Origin of the sequence: Embleya sp. NPDC020886 (genome assembly GCF_044333915.1) — a bacterium.
In the GTDB taxonomy this organism is placed as follows: Bacteria; Actinomycetota; Actinomycetes; order Streptomycetales; family Streptomycetaceae; genus Embleya.
The window spans coordinates 355,473-375,735 of sequence record NZ_JBIRRX010000008.1 but is presented as its reverse complement, the minus strand read 5'-3'; the positions used below and the strand labels follow the sequence as shown (position 1 = coordinate 375,735).

Genomic DNA, 20,263 nt, shown 5'->3' with positions numbered 1-20,263 from the left:
CGGCCGTCGCCCGGACCCGCCGCCTCGAAGTCGGGGCGGCGGGGCCTCAGTTGGGTGGGTAGCGCTTGGCCCAGAAGGTCTCGCCGGCGTCCGGCCCGTGCAGCGTGGTGCCCTGCGTCATCTCCATCGCGAAGTCGTCGGCCAACTCCAGGATGGCGCCGCGGCCCTCCAACTCGGCGACCAGGTCGGCGGGCAGCACGGTGTCGCCGTGCATCGCGCCCAGCAGGTTGCCGCAGATCGACCCGGTCGAGTCGCTGTCGCCGCCGTGGTTGACCGCGAGCAGCAGTCCGGTGCGCATGTCCGGCGCCACCAGCGCGCAGTACAGCCCGATCGACAGCGCCTCCTCGGCCGTCCAGCCCTGGCCCAGCGCCTCGACCCGCTCCGCCGACGGCACACCGGCGCGCACCGCGGCCAGCGCCGCCTCGATCGCGCTCGCCGTCTCGGCGTGCTCGGGACGGGCCTTGACCAGATCCAGCGCCACCCGCACGCCCTCCTCCAGCGGCGCGCCCTGCATCACCGCGTGCACGATCACCGCGAACGCGCCCGCCGAGAGGTAGCCGGTGGGGTGACCGTGCGTCAGGACCGCGCATTCCACCGCGAGTTGGAAGACCAGCTCGGGTCGCCAGCCGACCAGCAGGCCGAACGGCGCCGAGCGCATCACCGCCCCGCAGCCTTTGGATTCGGGGTTCTTGGGCCGCTCCAGCGTGCCCATCACGCTCTCGTCCTCCAGGCCGCGCAGACAGGCGGACCCGGGCGCGCGCGAGCTGTACAGCCACTCCTCGCGGACCAGCCAGCCCTCGTCCTTGCGCTCGTCCGGACCCCACTCGCTCTGGGTCGCCTTCCAGCGCAGATACGCGCCGTGCAGGTCGGTCGGCGGATGCCAGGCCCCGGTGTCGCGCCGCACGTGCGCGCGGATCAGGCCCTCCACCGTGAACAACGTCATCTGCGTGTCGTCGGTGATCGCGCCGTGCCGGTGATACGCCGTCACGTAACCCGCGACGCCGTCGGCTCCGTGTTGTGCGCGGATCTCCGCGAGACTGAGGAACTCGATGCCCGCGCCGAGCGCGTCACCGATCGCCCCCGCGACCAGGCACCCCCGTACCCGGGCCCGAAAGTCCTGCAACCGGTCTCTGGACCAGAGTGCGGCCATGTGTGTGCTCCCCTCCCCCGACACCCCACCGCAGCGTACCGGCGGCCGGTCGTCCAGGGGTCGTACACGCGTCCGACGGCGTGCGGCATCGTACGGACCCCGGGGGCGACGGGTCGCCCCCGGGGGGTGCGTGTGCTCAGTTGCTCAGGATCGGCAGCATGATCTTCTCCACCTCGGCGTCGTGTCGACGGGCCACCTCCTGGCGCTCGGCACTCACCTCGCCGTAGGTGGTGGTGCGCTGCCGGGCGCGCCGGCCGAGCGAGGCGGCCATCGCCTCCAGTTCGGCGATCGACTTCTTGGAGCCGTTGTCGGCGCCCGCCATCCGGGAGATGGTCTCCTCCATGAGCGTGCCGCCCATGTCGTTCGCGCCGCCTTCGAGCATCAGGTTGGTGCCCTCGACGCCGAGCTTGACCCAGCTCGTCTGGATGTTGTCGATCTTGCCGTGCAGCAGGATCCGGGCCATCGCGTGCACGGCCCGGTTGTCCCGCAGGGTCGGCCCCGGGCGGGCGATGCCGGCCAGGTAGACCGGCGCGTTGGTGTGCACGAACGGCAGCGTGACGAACTCGGTGAAGCCGCCCGTCTCGTCCTGGATCCGGCCGAGCAGGCGCAGGTGGCCCAGCCAGTGCGAGGGCGTGTCCACGTGGCCGTACATCATCGTCGAGGAGCTGCGGATGCCCAGCTCGTGTGCGGTACTGACCACCTCGACCCAGGTCGCGGCGGGCAGTTTGCCCTTGGTCAGGATCCAGCGCACGTCGTCGTCGAGGATCTCGGCGGCGGTGCCGGGGATGGTGTCCAGGCCCGCCTCCTTGGCGGCGGTCAGCCAGTCGCGGATGGACATCCCGGTCCGGGTCGCGCCGTTGACCACCTCCATCGGCGAGAACGCGTGCACGTGCATGTCCGGGACGCGCTTCTTGACCTCGCGCGCGATGTCGAAGTACGCGGTGCCGGGCAGGTCCGGGTGGATGCCGCCCTGCATGCACACCTCGGTCGCGCCGACCGCCCACGCCTGCTCGGCCCGCTCGCCCACCTGGTCCAGGGAGAGGGTGTACGCGTCCGCGTCGGTGCGCCGCTGGGCGAACGCGCAGAAGCGGCAGCCGGTGTAGCAGACGTTGGTGAAGTTGATGTTCCGGTTGACGATGTAGGTGATCTCGTCGCCGTTCACCGAACGGCGCAAGTCGTCCGCGATCCGGGCCAGTTCGTCCATCGCGACGCCGTCGCAGTGGAACAGGGCGAGGGCCTGGTCGTCGGTCAGCCGGGTCGGGTCGGCGGCGGCCCGGGCCAGGGCCGCCTTGACCTCCGAGTCGAGCCGGACCACCGATCCCGTGGCGCTGTCGGCGACCTGTTCGCGCAGCGACTCCCAGTCCCCGTACACGTTGTCGAAGTCGTCCCGGCGGTCGCCGGTGCGGCCGACCGTGTCGATCGTCACGTGCAGGTCGGTGCGCCCGCTCGCGGCCGCGAAGATGTCCTCGGGCTCCTGCCAGGGCAGCCCCTCGGGGCACTTGCCCTCGATCGCCAGCCCGGTCTCCGGCTCGGCCAACGCCCGCACGTGCGGCAACACCCGCGGGTCCAGCCACGGTTCGCCGCGCTGGATCACCTCGGGGTAGACGTTGAGCCGCTCGCGCAGCGTGAAGCCCGCCTCGGCGGTCCGGGCCGCCAGGAACTCGACCTGCGGCCAAGCGAGTTCGGGGTTGACGTGGTCGGGGGTCAGCGGTGACACGCCGCCCCAGTCGTCGATGCCGGCCGCGATCATCAGCGCGTACTCCTCGCCGATCAGGTTCGGCGGCGCCTGCACTCGCATCTGCGGCCCGAGCACGATCCGGGTCACGGCGATCGCGGCGGCCAACTCGATCAGGTCGGCGTCCGGCGTCGAGCGCATCGCGGTGTCCGGCTTGGCCCGGAAGTTCTGCACGATGACTTCCTGGATCGAGCCGTACTGCCGGGCGACCTTGCGCATCGCGAAGATCGACTCGGCCCGCTCGGTCATGTTCTCGCCGATGCCGATCAGCAGGCCGGTGGTGAACGGGACGTTCGAGCGCCCGGCGTCCTCCAGCACCCGCAGCCGCACGGCCGGTTCCTTGTCCGGCGAGCCGTGGTGCGGGCCGCCGGGCTCGGACCACAGCCGGGTCGCGGTGGTCTCCAGCATCATCCCCATCGACGCGCTGACCGGCTTGAGCCGCTGGAAGTCGGTCCAGGACAGCACCCCGGGGTTGAGGTGCGGCAGCAGACCGGTCTCCTCCAGGACCCGGATGGACATCGCCCGCACGTACGCGAGCGTGTCGTCGTACCCGTGCGCGTCCAGCCACTCGCGGGCCTCGGGCCAGCGGTCCTCGGGCCGGTCGCCGAGCGTGAACAGGGCTTCCTTGCAACCGAGCGCGGCGCCGTCGCGGGCGATCTCGAGCACCTCGTCCGGGCTGAGGAACATCCCGTGGCCCTCGCGCCGAAGCTTGCCGGGCACGGTGACGAAGGTGCAGTAGTTGCAGCGGTCGCGACACAGCCGGGTCAGCGGGATGAACACTTTTCGGCTGTAGGTGATCACCCCGGCACGCCCGACGGCCGCCAACCCGGCGTCGCGCACGCGTGCGGCGGATCGGCTCAGGTCCTCCAGGTCCGCGTCCCGCGCGTGCAGGAGCACGGCTGCTTCCGAGACGTCGAGCATGACCCCGTCTCGGGCTCGCCGCAGCGCACGCCGCATCGAACTCTCGGTGGGACGTCCCTCGTTGGGGGTCGGGGTCATGCGACACCTCGCTGTCGTCGCTGTTGCTCGGGCCGGATCGGCGGGCCGACCGCACCTCGTACGCGCCGACCCAACCGACAAACGGGAGCCGACGCGACGTCGCCCCCCGAACGGACCAAGCGTAGGCGCGCACGATCGAGGCCATTGCGACTCGTGTCGCACGTCACTGCCGGGGACGCCGCGTCGACCCGAGCCGGTCGACCCTCGCCGACGGCCGACCGGCACCCTCGGCGACCGCACCGGATGCGGGACGCGATGCCCCCGTTGCCGGGCTCCGGCGTCGCCCCCCGGCAGCACGGCCCGCTCCCCACGTGAGGTGTCCGGTCAGGCCGTCCCGAGCAGGACGGACAGCAGCCGGTCCAGGGACCGGACGAACGCCACGTCCGGGTCGACGGGCGCGCCGCCGCCGGCCATCGCCGCGGCCAGGTGCGGGTAGCCGCCGCTCGTCGCGACGCCGTGCAGGTAGCCGATCAGGTCGGCCTGCCAGGTCTCTCCGCCGGCGGGGGCGGCATTCGCCTGTTCCCACTGGGCGAATTGGGCGACGAAGCCGTTGAGCAGGGACAGCGCCTCCATCTTCTCCGGGCCGGTCAGTTCGGTGGGCGCGAGGGCGGCCAGGAAGAACTCGATCACGCGGAGCGCGTTGGGGCCGAACGACGGGCGCTTGACCAGGATTTCGACCATCCACGGATGCCGGCGGGAGACCGCCAGTTGCTCGTGGCCAAGCAGCGCGAGGTCGGTGCGCGGGTCCCCCGAGGGTCGGTCGGGGATTCGATACTCGCCGACGATCGCATCCAGCATCAGATCGAAGAGGTGTTCCTTCTTCGGCACGTAGTTGTACAGCGACATCGTCCCGGCGCCGAGGGCGGCGGCCACCCGGCGCATCGCGACGGCGCCGATCCCCTCCGCGTCCGCGAGCGCGATGGCCGCAGCCGCGATCGCCTCGCGGCTGTGTGCGGGGGTGGGACCGCGGCCGGTGCGTTCGGGGCGGAGCCAGATCAGCTCGGGTACGCCGGTGGAACCGCGCTTGCCCGCGGCGGATGTGGGTTTGGCGGCTGCCACCGAAGATCACCTCGCCCTCATCTTAGTTACGTACACGGTACGTAGTAGGGTGGCGCTCGAACGCTTCTACGTACGGCGTACCTAGTAGGGAGTCGACATGGAATCCATGAGCCTGGTGGCCGAGGGGCTGCACAAGACGTTCGGCCGAACGGCCGCCCTGCGCGGCCTGGACCTGGCCGTCGCTCCCGGGACGGTATGCGGTCTCCTGGGCCCCAACGGGGCGGGCAAGACCACCGCGGTACGGGTGTTCGCAACGCTGGTCGTGCCGGATGCCGGGGCCGCGCGCGTGGCCGGCCTGGACGTCGTACGGGACGCGGACCGGGTCCGCCGGGTGATCGGCCTGGCCGGTCAGCACGCCGCCCTGGAGGAGGGCGTGACCGGTCGGGAGAACCTTCGCCTCTTCGGCCGCTTCCACCGCCTCGGCACCCGCGAGGCCAACCGCCGCGCGGACGAACTGCTCGCCCGCTTCGACCTGGCCGACGCGGCGGACCGCCTGGTGCGTACCTATTCCGGCGGCATGCGGCGCCGGCTCGACCTGGTCACCAGCCTGATCACCACGCCACCCGTGTTGTTCCTGGACGAACCGACCACGGGGCTGGATCCACGCAGCCGCAACGACATCTGGCGGGTGATCCGGGACCTCGCGGCGCGGGGCACCACCGTGCTGTTGACCACGCAATACCTGGACGAGGCCGACCACTTGGCGGACGCCGTCGCGGTGGTCGACCAGGGCCGGGTGATCGCCTCCGGCACTCCCGAGCGGCTCAAGGCCGACATCGGCACCCGGGTCGAGGTCGCCGTCCTGCACCCGGCCGACCTGGAGCACGCCGCCGTGGTGCTCGGACGGCTCGGCACCGGCGAGCCGCACTTCGACCGCGACGAGCTGCGGATCCGGGCGACCACCCGGCCCGGCGCGGGCGTGTCCATGCCGCATCTGGTGCGCGAACTCGACGCGGCCGGCGTGACCGTCGTGGACGTGTCGCTGCGCGCGCCGAGCCTGGACGACGTGTTCCTGACCCTGACCGGCAAAGCCGCCGCCGACACCCCCGTCCCCGGAAAGGCCGCCTGATGCGTCCTCGTCACGCGCTGTCCGACACCACGACCCTGGCCACCCGGATCCTGCTCTACTACCGCCACTCGCCCGGCCTGATCATCGTGAGTCTGGCCACGCCCGCCCTGCTCGTCCTGGTCTTCGGCTACGTCTTCGGCAGCGCGATGGATGTGCCCGGCGGCAACTATCGGGAATACCTGATGCCCGGTCTGCTCGCCCTGGTGGCGGTGAACTCGGTGATGCCGACGATGGTCGGTTCCGCGCGTGATGTCGGGCTGGGCGTCACCGACCGGCTGCGCTCGATGCCGGTGTCCCGGCCGGCCCTGTTGCTGGGCCAGGCGGTGGCCGACGCGGTGGTCGGCGTGCTCGTACTGATCGCCGTCTCCGCGTTGGGCCTCGTGGTCGGCTGGCGGATCCGCGACGGCGCCGCCGACGCGCTCACCGCCTTCGCGCTGCTGGTGCTGTTCCGCTTCGTGCTGACCTGGGTCGGCATCCACCTCGGCCTGCTCGCCGGCCGCGAGGACGTGGCCGGCCAACTCGGCGTCCTGACCCTGCCGATCGCGATGGTCACCAACGCCTTCGTACCCACCGAGGGAATGCCCACCTGGCTGCGCGTGATCGCCGAGTGGAACCCGATCAGTGCCCTGGTGGCCGCCTGCCGCGACCTCTTCGGCAACCCGGCCGGCCCGACGGCGGACGCGGCCCTGCCCCTGCGGCACCCGGTGGCGGCCACGCTGATCTGGTCGGCGGCGCTCCTGGCGATCTTCGTCCCCTTGGCGGTACGCCGCTTCGAGACACACGGGCGCTGAATCGCGGCCGTCCCATTCGGGTGACCTCGGACCGACCCGGCCGTCGGAGCGTTCGGGCCGGACCGGGACCGTGCCGGACATGGGGCGGCGGCGTACGGGAGGACCCCCGTACGCCGCCGAGTCTCGTGGTGGGTCAGACCGAGACGGTGACCGTGTCCTTGCCGGAGCGCAGCAGCGTGCCGTTGGCGGCGCCCGTGGTCCGTCCGTCGCGGATGGTCTCCACGCCGTTGACCCGGACGCTGACCACGCCGGTGGACTCGCTCGTCAGGCGGGCGCTGTCACCGGGCATGTCGTGCATCAGCCGCGCCGGGCCGGAGCCGACGGTGGCCGGGTCGAACAGGACCAGGTCGGCGTGGAAGCCCTCGGCGATCCGGCCGCGGTCGACCAGGCCGAACAGCTCGGCGGGCTCGGTGGTGAGCATCTGCACGGCGCGCTCCAGGGAGACCAGCTTGCGGCCGCGGAGCATGTCGCCGAGGAAGCGGGTGGTGTAGGTCGCACCGCACATCCGGTCCAGGTGTGCGCCGGCGTCGGAGCCGCCCAGGATCACGTGCTCGTTGTCCCAGACCTGCTGGCGCAGGTCCCACGACGCCTGGTCGTTGTCGGTCGGCATCGGCCACAGGATCGTGCGCAGGTCGTCGTTGATGCAGATCTCGAGGAGCGTCCAGAAGTCGTCCTGGCCGCGCTCCTTGGCGATGTCCGCGACGATGCGGCCGGACAGGCCCTCGTTCGCCTCGGAGTAGGTGTCGCCGATGACGTAGCGGCCGAAGTCCGCGAGCCGACGGAACACGCCCGCCTCGGGGCTGTCCGCGTTGCGCAGCATCTCCGCGCGCACCTCGGGGTCGCGCAGCTTCGCGATCCGCTCGGGGACCGGCAGCGACAGGATCGGGCCCCAGCCCGGCATCAGGTTGAGCGCGCAGTAGTTCAGGAACGACATGTTCATCGGGACCAGGACCGGCATGGTCAGGATCACGATCCGACCGCCCGCCTCCTTGGCCTTCTCCGACGCGTAGATCTGCCGCGGCGCACGATCGGGCGCCGCGGCGTCGACCGTGAGCACGTTCCAGTTCATCGGCCGGCCGGCCGTGGTGGTCATCTTGACCAGCAGGTCGATCTCCTCGTCGGAGAACTGGTCCAGACAGCCGGCGACGATGACCTCCAACTGGGTGCCCTCGTGCTTGCCGACCTCCTCGCACAGCGCCAGGATCTCGGCCGGCGTCGCGGCCCGCGACGGCACCGGGTTCCCGTCGCCGTCGGTGTGGTTGGACTGGCCGGTGGAGAAGCCGAGCGCGCCGGCGTCCATCGCCTTGCCCAGTTCGGTCACCATCGCCGCGACCTGCTCGGGCGTGGCCTCCTTGCCGACCGAGTCGGCGCCCATCACGTAGCGGCGGATCGCGCAGTGCCCGGCCATGAAGCCGGCGTTCACCGCGATCCGGCCCTCCAGCTTGTCCAGGTACTGGGCGAACGTCTCCCAGCTCCAGTCCACGCCGTTCTCCAGCGCGGGCAGCGCCATGCCCTCGACCTTGGCCATCATCCGCCGGGTGTAGTCGGCGTCCTCGGCCTTGAGCGGCGCGAGCGTGAAGCCGCAGTTGCCGCCGATGATCGTGGTCACGCCGTGGTTGACCGAGGGCGTGGCGTACGGGTCCCAGTGCAGTTGGGCGTCGTAGTGGGTGTGCGGGTCGACGAACCCGGGAGCCAGGATCAGCCCCTCGGCGTTCTCGGTGCTCGCGGCCTCTTCGGTTATGCCGCCGGCGGGGGTGACCGCGACGATCCGTCCGTCCCTGATGCCCACGTCACCCAGGAAGGACGGCGCGCCCGTCCCGTCGACGACGGTGGCTCCGGTGATGACGTGATCCAGCATGGCGAAGCTCCTTCTGCCCTCGGTGTTGCCCGCGAACGCAGCCGTCGCATGCCTGCGCATACCCGACCCCGCCCACCCACGAAACTGATGGTACGTCAGATGTACCAGGTCGCCAGGGGTCGACACGGGATGAGACGGGGCTCACCCGAGTTATGCCGTACGGGCATATCGAGGGGTGGCGTCGACGCGGCAAACGACCCCGCCGCCTCACGACCGACCACCCCGACTCGAAGCACCGGCTGGATCTCGGCGCTACCCGCCCTTGCGGCCGACGCCGGCCTTCCCGCAGCTCTTCGCGACGACGCGCTCTTGTTGCTGTCGGCTCGGTCGGACGCGATGGATGCCGCACTTGCCGCAGCCGCACGAGCGGGCGATGCGGACGCCGACGCCATACGGCGGACCCTGATCCGGGGTAGGGCTCGCGTCCCGGTCGACGCTCCCCCGACCGAGCTTCTGGCGCGGCTCCATCTGGATAGTGTCGGGCGAGAACTCACGGTCCCGTCACCGGCCGCGTGTACAACGACGACGAAAACCCCGGCATCGTCGACACCGACCTCGCCGCCTTCGCCGAATTCCTCCTGCGCGTCGTGGAAACCGACGATCGACGCTCCACCGAGGAACCCGGCCGGACCGAAGCCGGCAAGGAATTACGGGCCTACCTTGCCGCGCTCGACCCGGCCCCGTTTGCCGACGACGCATCCTCGTTCCGGGATGACCTGCTCCACGACTTCACCGAAGCGTCGGGCCCTGACCCGAACCGGCGCCGAGCGCTTGGCGGCCGCTTTCAGAAGAGCTTCACGCCGGCCATCCAGCCGCCGTCGACGACGATGTGGGTGCCGGTCATGTACGAGCTGTCGGCGCTCGTCAGGAACAGGGCGGCGGTGGCGATCTCGTCCGGCTCGCCGATTCGGGCCAGAGGTATGCCGCCGAAGACCTCGCTCACCGGGTCCGGCTCGCCCGGCGCCGGGGTCGGTGCGGTCAGGCCGTCGATGTCGGCCGGGTTGGTCATCGGCGTCCGGACGCCGCCCGGGCAGATCGCGTTCACCCGGATCCCCGGTCCGGCCTCCAGGGCGGCCACGCGGGTCATCGCGAGCACCGCGCCCTTGGTGGAGGCGTACGCGACCAGGCCCTCCATGCCGGCCAGGCCCGCGTAGGACGCGATGTTCACGATGGTTCCCGGGCCACCCGCCGCGCGGAGCGCGGGCAGTGCGGTCTTCATGCCCAGGAACGTGCCGAGCTGGTTCACCTCGACGATCCGCAGGTATGCCGCCCGGGACATCTCCTCGATCGGGTCGAAGGCCAGGATCCCGGCGTTGTTGACCAGACCGTCGAGGCTGCCGAAGGCGTCGACGGCGGTGTGTACCGCGCGCTGCCAGTCGTCCTCGTTCGACACGTCCAAGTGCACGTAGCGGGCCGCGTCGCCGATCTCCTTCGCCGCCGCCTCGCCCGCCTCGTCCAGGATGTCGGCGAGGACGACCCGCGCCCCCTCGGCCGCGAACAGGCGGGCCTCCACGACTCCCTGGCCACGTGCCGCGCCGGTGATCAGGACCACCCTGCCGTCCAGCTTGCCCATGCGAACTTCCCTTCTCGGAACGGAGACTGATGAAGCGTCAGAGCGTCGTGCGGTCGGGCGCGGGGCGCGCGGGGGGCAGTGCGTGTCGGCGCGTGGCGCGTCGTGTGCGGATCCGGGTGCCGCGAGCCCCGCAGGCCCGGGGTGCGGGCGGTCCGGGGTGCGCAGGCCGGGGTGAGCGTTGCGGTCAGGACAGGTTCGGGGCCACCTCGGCGGCGAACAGGGCGATCTGGTCGAGCAGTTCGGCCAGGTCGCGGCTGCGGAAGCGGACCTGGATCTGGTTCGCGCCCTGCTCGCCGTACCAGCGCAGCGACTCGGCCAGCTTCTCCGGGCTGCCGGTGAGGGTGTTGGCGCCGACGTCCCAGCCGGCCTCGCCGACGTAGAGCAGCTCGGTGATCGCGCCGATGTCCAGCCGCTCGTCGGCGCGGCCGACCTCCTCCTGGTAGCGGCGCAGCTCGGCGAGCTGGTCGGGGTAGGTCGCGCGCGGGCTGCCCTGCGGCAGCCAGCCGTCGCCGTACCTGGCCACCCGCTTGAGCGCCGCGCCCGCCGAGCCGCCGATCCAGATCGGCGGACGGGGGGTCTGCACCGGACGCGGCAGCGCGCCCATGTCCTGCACCTGCCAGCGCTCGCCCGCGAAGGTCACGTATTCGTCCCGCAGTGCGAGGTCGAGCAGTTCCAACGCCTCGTTGAGCGCCTTGCCCCGGGTCTTGAAGTCCACCCCGAGCATCTCGAACTCGGCCTCGACGTGTCCCGCGCCCGCGCCGACGATCGCCCGGCCCTTGGAGATCCGGTCCAGCGTCGCGAACGCCTTGGCCGACATCATCGGGTGCCGGTAGGCGAGAACCGACACGTGACTGATCAGTCGGATCCGCTCGGTGATGCCCGCGAGCCAGCCGAGGGTGGTCATCGTGTCCCACCACTCGGTGCCCATCGCGCCGGCGTGGCTGCGCGGGATCGCGGTGTGGTCGCAGACCGCGATGTAGGCGAAGCCGGCCCGGTCGCAGGCTTGCGCGATCGCGGCCAGTTCGTCCGGTCCCGAGGTCTCCTCCCATGCCTCCGCGTACAGCTTGCTCTGCGACTGGATGGGCAGCTGCATGCCGACGTGCAGGGTGCCCGGGGGCAGGATCGCGGCCATGGAAGTGCCTCCGAGGGATCGAGGGGGATCGTTGGACTGTGGCGAACGCGTGTCACATACTCCGATCTAACGGGTCGTCAGACAAGGCCGAAGTACCGCTCCTGGAGGAACCGGACCGTGATCAACACCACCGACCCAAGCATCGACGAGGCCGAGGTGCGGATGCGACTGGAGGTCGAGGAGGCCACCGGAATCGCGGTGCTGACGCTGTGTCGACCGGACAAGTTGAACGCGTGGAGCTGGGAGGCCACCCGGCAATTGGGCATCATGGCCGACCGGATCCGCTTCGACGAGCGGGTCCGGGTGGTGCTGTTGCGGGCCGAGGGGCGCGCGTTCTGCGCGGGCATCGACGTCACCGCGCCCGGCGGCGCGATCACCGGCCGCTCCGGCGCCGAACGCACCCGCAACTACTACGAGGGCCTGCGCTGGGTACACGAGCGCTTTCGCACCTTCGCCCGGCTGCCGCAGCCCGTGGTCGCCGCCGTCCAGGGATACTGCCTGGGCTTCGGCTTCGAGCTCGCGTTGATGGCGGACATCCGGATCGCGGCCGACGACGCAAGGTTCGCGCTGCCCGAGGCGCAGATCGGCGTCGCGGTGGACGCGGGCGGCGACATCCGGATCGCCCGGGAGGCGGGCGCGGGCTGGGCCAAGCTGCTGTCGTTGACCGGCCGCCGGATCGACGCGGCCCTGGCCGAGCGCCTGAACCTGGTCCAGGAGGTGGTGCCCGTGGCCGACCTGGACCGCGCCGCCCGCGCCCTGGCCGAGGAAATCGCCGCCAACGCCCCCCTGGCCGTCCAGGGCATCAAACGCAGCATCGACACCTTCGCCGACGCCAACCTCGACACGGCCCTGGGCCTGACCGCAATGTCCGCAGCCCTGACCCTGGTCTCCGAAGACTCGACAGCCGGCTACGCAGCCAAAGCGGCCCGCAAACCGGCCCACTTCGAGGGCAAGTAACACCCGCCCCACCTTCGAGTCCACCCCAGCCGACCCAACCCCCCAAACGCCGGCCGAACCAATCCAGCCCGGCCGGCGTTTGAGGCCAAACAGCCCCGCCGGCGTTTGAGGCGAACCAGCCCGGCCGGCGCATGAGGCCAACCCCGGCCCCGCGTCAGCGACGCGCCGCCTCCTCCGCAGCCCTCGCCCGAAGCTCGAACTTCAGCACCTTCCCGCCCGGATTCCGCGGCAACTCGCTGACGAACTCCACCGCCCGAGGCACCTTGTAGTTCGCCATCTCCTGCCGGCAGAACGCGATGACCTCCTCGGCCGTGACCTCCGCCCCCGGCCGCAACAGCAGGTACGCCTTGCCCACCTCGCCCATCCGCGCGTCCGGCACACCGACCACCGCGGCCTCCGAGATCGCCGGGTGCCCCGCAAGTACCGACTCGATCTCCGCCGGGTAGGCGTTGAAGCCGCCGACGATGAACATGTCCTTGATCCGGTCGGTGATCCGCAGGTTGCCCCGCTCGTCCAGCACACCCACGTCGCCCGTGTGCAGCCAGCCCTCGGCGTCGATCGCCTTGGCGGTCTCCTCCGGGTCCGCGAAGTAGCCCTTCATCACGTTGTAACCACGCACCCACACCTCGCCGGACTCGCCGACCGGCGTCGGCTTGCCGTCCGCGTCCGCGGTGATCACCTCGACGCCGGGAATGGCCCGCCCCGAGGTGGACGAGATCACCTCGGCCGAGTCGCCCTGCCGGCACATGGTGGCCGTACCGCACGACTCGGTCAGCCCGTACGCGGTGAGCACCGAGTCGAAGCCCAGCTCCTCCGCCATCCGGGTGACCAGGGACAACGGCACCGCCGCCGCGCCGGTGACCGCGAGCCGCAGCGTGGACAGGTCGTACTTGCCGGCCCCCTCGCGCGCCACCGCGTCCAGGAGCGAGGTGTAGATCGTCGGCGCGCCGGGCAGCACGGTGACCTTCTCCTGCTGGATCACCGCCATCGTGGCGTCCGAGTCGAAGACCGCCTGCGGAATCATCGTGGCGCCCTTGATCAGGCTCGCGATGATCCCGGCCTTGTACCCGAAGGTGTGGAAGAACGGGCTGACGATCAGGTACTTGTCGCCCTCGACGACCCCGACCACCGACGCCCACGTGTCGAACACGCGCAACGTCTGCGCCTGGGTGGTCATCACGCCCTTGGGCTGCCCGGTGGTTCCGGAGGTGAAGATGATGTCGCCGATGTCGTCGGGGGTGACGCTCGCCTTGCGGGCGTCCACCTCGGCGGCGCCGATCCGATCGCCGCCGGCCAGGAAGTCCGCCCACCCGACGCAGTCGTCCGGCGCGGTGTCGGCCAGCACGACCACCCGTTCCAGCTCGGGCAGGTCCGCGAACGCCCGGCCCTCCGCCGCCCCGCCGGCCGCCTGGCGCAGCATGCCGACATAGGACGAGCCGAGGAACGTGCCCGAGACGAACAACAGCTTGGCGTGCGTCTTGGCCAGCACGTACTTGGCCTCGGCACCCTTGTACCGGGTGTTCATCGGCACCACGACCGCACCCGCGGTCAGCGCGCCGAGCGCGGACACGATCCAGTCCAGCGAGTTCGGCGCCCAGATGCCCACCCGGTCGCCCTTGCGCACGCCGGCCGCGATGACGGCACCGGCGGCACGCCGGACGCGGTCCCGCAGTTCGACGTAGCCGACCCGTACATTGCCGTCCACCACGGCCTCACGGTCACCGAAGCGGTCCGCCGCGCTGTCGACGAGAGCAGGAATGCTCCCCCACTCAAGGTCCCCTTGCATGATCGCTCCCGGAGAGGCCAGAGGTTGATTGAACCTGACGGTACGTCAGATCATGGCGGCGTGGGAAGCGGCAGCACGGGGATCGAGACGCAGACCACCGCGACACGGTGGTCACCGATGATTGAGGGTTGAGGCATGCGCAAGTTCGAGACGCTGGGCTACGAGCAGGAGAACGGCGTCGCGTGGGTGACGTTGAACCGCCCGAACCGGCACAACGCGTTCGACATCACCATGATCGACGAACTGCACTCGCTCTGGCGTGAGCTGCGGCACGACGACGATGTGCGGTGTGTGGTGCTCACCGGCGCCGGCGACAAGGCGTTCTGTACCGGCATCGATCGGGGTGTGGACATCCCGCAGCCGTCGTCGCCGTACATGATGGACGACCCGATGCTCAAGGTGGGACCGAAGTTCTCCGACCTGTGGAAGCCGGTCATCGTCGCGGTGAACGGGATGGCCTGCGGCGGCGCGTTCTACCTGCTGGGCGAGTGCGAGTTCGTGATCGCGGCGGAGGAGGCGACCTTCTTCGACCCGCACACCACGTACGGCATGGTGTCCGGCTTCGAGTCGATGCACCTCGCGCAGCGCATGCCGCTCGGCGAGGTCATGCGGCTCACCCTGCTGGGCAACGCCGAGCGGATGAGCGCCAAGCGCGCCTACGAGACGGGATTGGTGTCCCAGGTGGTGCCGGCGGCCGACTTGCTCGACACCGCCCGGTGGGCCGCCGAAACCATCGCCTCCTACCCCCCGCACGGCGTCCAGGGTTCGGTGCGCTCGATCTGGGCCGCCCGCGACCTCACCCGGTCCCAGGCCCTGAGCATGGCCCCCCACATGATCGAACTGGGCAACCTCGACTGGTCCGAACAAGCCGGCCTGTTCCAAAACCGCGGCAAGGACTTCCGAGTGCGCTGACCGCGCCGAGAGCCCGGCCCCGCCCCGCATACCCGGGTCGGGGCCACGCCCGCCCCCAACGCACCGGATCGTCATCGAACGGAGTGAAACTGCCGTGCCGGATCGCCCTGACCCCTCGGCGCCCGCCGCAGGCGGATTTCACCCGCTCGTGCGCGCACGCGCTCGGGAAGAAAGCGCCTGGACCAACGAGTTCGGTATTCGCTATTCACTCGACGAGGACCCCACCGAGGTCGGTCCCTTGCAGGCCGCCGAGTACGCCAACGGGACCGGAGCGATCTATGCCAAATACTCCGATTTCCATCGGGACTACTACAAGGACAAGCTGCGTGTGCAGGCCGTGCTCGGTGTCCGGGACGCGGTGATCCTGTTGCTTCGGCGGCTTTCCGGGCGGTTGAGTGACGACGCCGAGGCGGCCCTGTGGGTCGGGTTGGCCGACTCGGGGCCCTCCGTCGCCGGGCCGCACCTGCTCGACCGCGTCGCCGCCGAGCAGGTGCGCCTGACCCCCGCCGAACGGCAGCTTGTCGACGACATCGGCGCCGACCCGGCCGGCTTCGGCTCCGCCGCCGAGTTCACCATCGCCCAGGACGACGTCGAGATCCTCTACTACTTCGACCCCACCACCGTCGAGCCCCGGAACGAGATGCCCATCGTCCTGGACGGCATCGACGACGCCATCGTCGACACGGCCGCCGGGTTGCCGGTCAGCGAAGGGTTCTAGGAGCCGAACTCAAGCGGCTTCGGGATATTTCCGGCCTACGGCTCGAAGACGTCGCGGCGGAGCTTGACTGCTCGCGCTCCAAGGTCAGCCGGATCGAGAACGGCATGGGCCTCGCGCGGGTAATCGAACTCCGGGCAATGCTCGACCAGTACGGCGTCACCGACGAACAGGAACGCGCGCACCTCTTGGGGGCTCTCCGGAAAGCGACCGAGGAAGGTTGGTGGGAACAGCCGGAGTACGACCAGGTCCTACCGGCCGGGCTCGGCGTGTACGTCGGGCTGGAGAATGACGCCCGCCGGTTGCAATCGTGGGAGCTCGGCTGGGTTCCCGGCCTCCTCCAGACCGAGGACTACATGCGCGCCGTCCTGTCTCATGGGCGGTCGAAACGGACAAGCGAGATCGATGCCCTGATGGCGATTCGCAAGAAGCGACAGGCGCGTCTCGATGGTTCCGACTGCTTGGAACTCTGGGCCATCATCGACGAGACGGTCCTACTACGCCCGGTGGGTGGCGCCGACGTCATGCGAGCGCAGGCCGCCCACCTGGCCGCTGAGGCGGAACGTCCCAATGCGACCCTGCAAGTACTTCCTCTCGCCAAGGGCATGCACCCGGGGTCGCGTGGCTCGTTCAGCATCTTGAGCTTCGGCCTGGCCGAAGTCACCATCTATGTGGAAAGCCCGGGCTGCTCCGGGGCCGGCCCCGGTGCCGTGCCGGGCCCGCGCCGACGCGGACGGCCAAAACCCCCGACCCGCGCAAAGACGTGGGTCGGGGGTCCGGCGGACGACGGCCGCCCTGTTGCGTCGCCCGGGTCTCGGGGGCCGGGGGTCAGTACGAAGGCGTCGTGGGGGCCGGGGCGTCGCCCAGCAGGTCGGTGGCGACTCGGTCGCGGTGTTCGCCCGCGTCGCCCCACGCTGTGCCCAGGGCCCAGGCCCGCTTCATGAAGAGCTGGAGGTCGTGCTCCTCGGTGTAGCCGATCGCGCCGTGTACCTGGAGGCAGTTGCGGGCCGCGAGGTCGGCCGCCTCGCCCGCGTAGATCTTCGCCATCGACACGTCGCGGTCCGCCGAGGGCAGGTCGCGGGCGAGCGAGTAGGCCGCGCGCAGCACCACCGGCCGGGCGAATTCCAGTTTGATCAGCACGTTGGCCAGGTGGTGCTGGACCGACTGGTGGGTGCCGATCTGCACGCCGCGCTGGACCCGCTGCTTGGCGTAGTCGACCGTCATGTCGAGCATCCGCCGGGTCAGGCCCAGCAGTTGCGCCGCCGCGCCGAGCGCGCCGCGGTTGGCCGCGCGGGCCAGCGCCCGCCGGGCGTCGGAGGCCACCAGGGTCTTGGGCGTCGGCTGGAAACCGACGGTGTAGAGCTTGCGACTGCGGTCGACGGAACGTTGGGCGGTCAGCTCGCAGGCGCTCGGCTCGGTCACGTGCAGTTCGCCGTTGTCCAGCCCGATCACCAGCACGTCGGCGGCGGCGGCCTCGACCGCGAGCCGCCGGCCGGGCAGCAGCACGGACGCGGTGGCCCGGCCGGCCGCGATCGCGGCCAACCAACCGGCGTCGGCCGCGAACTCGGCGAGCAGGCCGACCGCGACCGCCGATTCGAGCAGCGGTTCGGGCAACGCGGCGTAGCCGGTCTCGACCAGCACGGCGGCCAATTCCTCGTCGCCCATGCCCAGGCCGTCGTGCTCCTCGGGGACCACGATGCCGGTCACGCCGACCTTGGCGAGGTCGGCCCAGCGCGCGGAGATCGCGCTGTCGGCGGCCCATGCGGCGCGTACGTCGGTGCCGGTGCACCGGTCGGCGAGGAAGTCGCGGACCGTGTCGCGGAACAGTTCCTGGTCTTCGGTGTATGCGAGGCGCATCGTCGGAATCCTTCTACTTCGCTCGGGGCAGGCCGAGGATGCGTTCGGCGATCGTGTTGCGCTGGATCTCGTTGGTACCGGCGTAGATCGGCCCGCCGAGCGCGAACAGGAAGCCGTCCAGCCAGCCGCCGTCGCCGTCGTCCAGCTCGCCCGCCTCGCCGAGCAGGCGCAGCGCGGTCGCGTGCAGCTCGACGTCCATCTCGGACCAGAAGACCTTGTTGATCGAGGAGTCCGCGCCGATCGCGCCGCCCGCCTGGAGCTTGGTGACGGTGCCGAAGGTGAACAGCCGGTACGCCTCGGCGTCCATCCAGGCGCGCACCACCGCGTCCCGCTCGGCCGGGCGCGGGTCCTGCTTGTACAGGTCGATCAGCTTGTTCGCGGGCGCCACGAAGCGGCCGGGGCTGCGCAGGTTGAGCCCGCGCTCGCTGCCGGTGGTGGCGATCATGATCTTCCAGCCCTCGTTCACCCCGCCGAGCACGTCGGCGTCCGGTACGAAGACGTCGTCCAGGAAGACCTCGGCGAAGCCCGGCTCCCCGTCGAGCTGCGGGATCGGCCGCACGGTCACGCCGGCGGCGGCCAGGTCGACCATGAAGTAGGTCAGGCCGCGGTGTCGCTGCGCCTCGGGGTCGGTGCGGAACAGGCCGAACAGGCGATGGCCGTAGGTGCCGCGCGAGCTCCAGATCTTCTGCCCGTTCAGCAGCCACCCGCCGCGCTCGTCGTCGCGGTCGGCGCGCGAGCGCACGTTGGCCAGGTCGGAACCGGCCTCCGGCTCGGACCAGCCCTGGACCCAGATCTCCTCGCCGGAGGCCATCTTCGGCAGGTAGCGGTCCTGCTGCTCCTTGCTGCCGAATTCGAAGACGGTCGGCGCGAACAGGAAGATGCCGTTCTGGCTGACCCGGCCCGGGGCGCCCGCGCGGTAGTACTCCTCCTCGAAGATCAGCCATTCGGTCAGGCCGGCCTCCCGGCCGCCGTATTCCCTGGGCCAGGAGACGACCGCCCAGCGCGCGTCGAAGAGCTTGCGCTCCCACGCCTGGTGGGCGGTGAAGCCCTCCCGCGTGTCCATCGACGGCAGTGGCTCGGCGGGCACGTTGGCGGCCAGCCACGCGCGCACCTCCCGGCGGAACTCCTGCTCCTGCTCGGTGAATTCGAGATCCACTGGGCGACTCCCTCGACGGGTGTGAGACCGAGGACACACAGGTCGAAACCCGGTCGGACACGGGTAGCATAACTGACGGGTCGTCAGGTTAGCTGTTGCACGCGGTGTGGCGACACCGTAAACGGCGTGCGATCGGACACGCGGGCGGCGAAATCGTCGGTCGAACAATCGAGGACCAAAGGGGGCCCCAGTGGCCGAGGCATACATCGTCGACGCGGTACGCACGCCGGTCGGCCGCAAGAAGGGCAGCCTGGCCGGGGTGCACCCGGCCGACCTGGGGGCCCATGCGATCAAGGCCCTGGTCGAGCGCAGCGGGATCGACCCCGACGTGGTCGAGGACGTGGTCTTCGGCGCCGTGGACACCATCGGCCCGCTGGCCGGCGACATCGCCCGCACCGCGTGGCTGGCCGCCGGCTACAGCGAGGCGGTGCCCGGGGTCACCATCGACCGCCAGTGCGGCTCCTCGCAGCAGGCGATCCACTTCGCGGCGCAGGGCGTGATGTCCGGCACGCAGGACGTGGTCGTGGCCGGCGGCGTGCAGAACATGAACCAGATCCCGATCGGATCGGCGATGACCTCCGCCGTGCCGCTCGGCTTCAGCGACCCGTTCTCCGGCTCCAAGGGCTGGGTGGCGCGCTACGGCTACGAGCCGGTCGACCAGTTCTACGGCGCCGAGCTGATCGCGAAGCGCTGGGACATCTCCCGCGAGGAGATGGAGCGCTTCGCGCTCGCGTCGCACGAGCGCGCCCTGCACGCGATCGACAACGGGTGGTTCGAGAAGGAGATCGCGCCGATCGACGTGGACGGCACCGTGGTCTCGGTCGACGAGCCGCCGCGCCGGGGCACCACGCCGGCGAAGATGGCCGAGCTGAAGGTGCTGATGGAGGGCGGCCGGATGACCGCCGCCGTCGCCTCGCAGATCTCCGACGGGGCGGCGGCGCTGCTGATCGTCTCGGAGCGCGCGCTGAAGCAGTACGGTCTGACCCCGCGCGCCCGGATCCACCACATGAGCGTGCGCGGCGCGTCCCCGATCGAGATGCTCTCCGCGCCGATCCCGGCCACCGAGTACGCGTTCGCCAAGTCCGGCCTGGGCATCGACGACATCGACGCGGTCGAGATCAACGAGGCCTTCGCGCCGGTCGTACTGTCCTGGATGAAGGACCTCAAGGCCCCGCACGAGAAGGTCAACCCCAACGGCGGCGCGATCGCCCTGGGCCACCCGCTCGGCGCCACCGGCGCCCGGCTGATGACCACCCTGCTCCACCACCTGGAGCGCACAGGAGGCCGCTACGGCCTGCAGACCATGTGCGAGGGCGGCGGCCAGGCCAACGTCACCATCATCGAACGCCTGGGCTGACGGGGCGTCACCCAAAGCACGCGACCGACGAAACGCCCGCGGGGCGGGGGCCCCCGGGGGGGGGGCGCCCCCCCCGGGGGGGGGGGCGGGGGGGCGGGGGGGGGGGGGGGGGCCGGGGGGGGGGCCCCCCCGGGGGGGGGGGCGGGGGGGCGGGGGG

16 protein-coding genes are annotated in these 20,263 nt (G+C 71.0%); 7 read left to right on the top strand and 9 right to left on the bottom strand.

The annotated features are described in order from the left end of the window. Nucleotides 1-46: 46 nt before the first annotated feature. From ACH4U8_RS27910 to ACH4U8_RS27900, 3 genes are all read right to left on the bottom strand, one after another. The gene (locus ACH4U8_RS27910; RefSeq protein WP_360316454.1) at nucleotides 47-1,150 is read right to left on the bottom strand and encodes an ADP-ribosylglycohydrolase family protein; all 1,104 of its coding nucleotides are present in this window, start codon (nucleotides 1,148-1,150) and stop codon (nucleotides 47-49) included. Between the two features lie 136 nt (nucleotides 1,151-1,286). Then, nucleotides 1,287-3,884: a bifunctional FO biosynthesis protein CofGH gene (locus ACH4U8_RS27905; protein ID WP_360316456.1), complete on the bottom strand. Its 2,598-nt coding sequence runs from the start codon at nucleotides 3,882-3,884 to the stop codon at nucleotides 1,287-1,289. A gap of 324 nt (nucleotides 3,885-4,208) precedes the next feature. Beyond that, nucleotides 4,209-4,943 carry a TetR/AcrR family transcriptional regulator C-terminal domain-containing protein gene (locus ACH4U8_RS27900; RefSeq protein ID WP_395780935.1) on the bottom strand — a complete coding sequence of 245 codons (735 nt, stop codon included), beginning with the start codon at nucleotides 4,941-4,943 and terminating at the stop codon, nucleotides 4,209-4,211. Between the two features lie 97 nt (nucleotides 4,944-5,040). Between ACH4U8_RS27900 and ACH4U8_RS27895 the strand changes: the two genes are divergently transcribed. Together ACH4U8_RS27895 and ACH4U8_RS27890 are read left to right on the top strand one after the other, a co-directional pair. Continuing rightward, a complete protein-coding gene (locus ACH4U8_RS27895; RefSeq protein ID WP_395780933.1) occupies nucleotides 5,041-6,012 on the top strand; it encodes an ATP-binding cassette domain-containing protein in 972 nt (323 codons plus the stop codon). Then, nucleotides 6,012-6,803, top strand: coding sequence for an ABC transporter permease (locus tag ACH4U8_RS27890; protein WP_395780931.1), 792 nt, complete (start codon nucleotides 6,012-6,014; stop codon nucleotides 6,801-6,803). Before ACH4U8_RS27895 ends, ACH4U8_RS27890 begins: the two co-directional genes overlap by 1 nt. 133 nt (nucleotides 6,804-6,936) lie before the next feature. Here the strand turns inward: ACH4U8_RS27890 and ACH4U8_RS27885 are convergent, their stop codons facing one another. From ACH4U8_RS27885 to ACH4U8_RS27875, 3 genes are all read right to left on the bottom strand, one after another. Continuing rightward, nucleotides 6,937-8,661 (bottom strand): amidohydrolase family protein, encoded by a 1,725-nt coding sequence (locus ACH4U8_RS27885; RefSeq protein ID WP_395780929.1) that lies wholly within the window; start codon nucleotides 8,659-8,661, stop codon nucleotides 6,937-6,939. Between the two features lie 784 nt (nucleotides 8,662-9,445). Next, a complete protein-coding gene (locus tag ACH4U8_RS27880; RefSeq protein ID WP_360316464.1) occupies nucleotides 9,446-10,234 on the bottom strand; it encodes a glucose 1-dehydrogenase in 789 nt (262 codons plus the stop codon). 184 nt (nucleotides 10,235-10,418) lie between these two features. After that, complete coding sequence (locus ACH4U8_RS27875; protein WP_395780927.1) at nucleotides 10,419-11,366, bottom strand: TIGR03619 family F420-dependent LLM class oxidoreductase; 948 nt, start codon at nucleotides 11,364-11,366, stop codon at nucleotides 10,419-10,421. A 117-nt stretch (nucleotides 11,367-11,483) separates the two neighbouring features. On the opposite strand from ACH4U8_RS27875, the gene ACH4U8_RS27870 reads away from it, so the two are divergent. Continuing rightward, entirely contained in the window at nucleotides 11,484-12,323 is an 840-nt protein-coding gene (locus ACH4U8_RS27870) for an enoyl-CoA hydratase/isomerase family protein (RefSeq protein WP_395780925.1), read from the top strand. A gap of 154 nt (nucleotides 12,324-12,477) precedes the next feature. Here ACH4U8_RS27870 and ACH4U8_RS27865 read toward each other — a convergent pair whose 3' ends face one another. Next, the gene (locus ACH4U8_RS27865; RefSeq protein WP_395780923.1) at nucleotides 12,478-14,109 is read right to left on the bottom strand and encodes a FadD3 family acyl-CoA ligase; all 1,632 of its coding nucleotides are present in this window, start codon (nucleotides 14,107-14,109) and stop codon (nucleotides 12,478-12,480) included. A gap of 135 nt (nucleotides 14,110-14,244) precedes the next feature. On the opposite strand from ACH4U8_RS27865, the gene ACH4U8_RS27860 reads away from it, so the two are divergent. The 3 genes from ACH4U8_RS27860 to ACH4U8_RS27850 all read left to right on the top strand — a co-directional run bounded on the left by ACH4U8_RS27860 (nucleotide 14,245) and on the right by ACH4U8_RS27850 (nucleotide 16,680). Beyond that, complete coding sequence (locus ACH4U8_RS27860; RefSeq protein WP_395780921.1) at nucleotides 14,245-15,021, top strand: enoyl-CoA hydratase/isomerase family protein; 777 nt, start codon at nucleotides 14,245-14,247, stop codon at nucleotides 15,019-15,021. Between the two features lie 148 nt (nucleotides 15,022-15,169). Then, the gene (locus tag ACH4U8_RS27855; RefSeq protein ID WP_395780919.1) at nucleotides 15,170-15,739 is read left to right on the top strand and encodes a hypothetical protein; all 570 of its coding nucleotides are present in this window, start codon (nucleotides 15,170-15,172) and stop codon (nucleotides 15,737-15,739) included. A 26-nt stretch (nucleotides 15,740-15,765) separates the two neighbouring features. Beyond that, nucleotides 15,766-16,680, top strand: a complete 915-nt coding sequence (locus tag ACH4U8_RS27850; protein ID WP_395781023.1) for a helix-turn-helix transcriptional regulator — start codon at nucleotides 15,766-15,768, stop codon at nucleotides 16,678-16,680. Here the strand turns inward: ACH4U8_RS27850 and ACH4U8_RS27845 are convergent. Continuing rightward, complete coding sequence (locus ACH4U8_RS27845; RefSeq protein WP_395780917.1) at nucleotides 16,565-17,593, bottom strand: acyl-CoA dehydrogenase family protein; 1,029 nt, start codon at nucleotides 17,591-17,593, stop codon at nucleotides 16,565-16,567. The two genes, ACH4U8_RS27850 and ACH4U8_RS27845, sit on opposite strands and share 116 nt — an antisense overlap. A 13-nt stretch (nucleotides 17,594-17,606) precedes the next feature. Beyond that, nucleotides 17,607-18,749, bottom strand: a complete 1,143-nt coding sequence (locus ACH4U8_RS27840) for an acyl-CoA dehydrogenase family protein (protein ID WP_360316477.1) — start codon at nucleotides 18,747-18,749, stop codon at nucleotides 17,607-17,609. A gap of 190 nt (nucleotides 18,750-18,939) precedes the next feature. Here ACH4U8_RS27840 and ACH4U8_RS27835 point away from each other — a divergent pair, with 190 nt between their 5' ends. Next, complete coding sequence (locus tag ACH4U8_RS27835) at nucleotides 18,940-20,106, top strand: acetyl-CoA C-acetyltransferase (protein ID WP_395780915.1); 1,167 nt, start codon at nucleotides 18,940-18,942, stop codon at nucleotides 20,104-20,106. The last annotated feature ends 157 nt before the right edge of the window (nucleotides 20,107-20,263 follow it).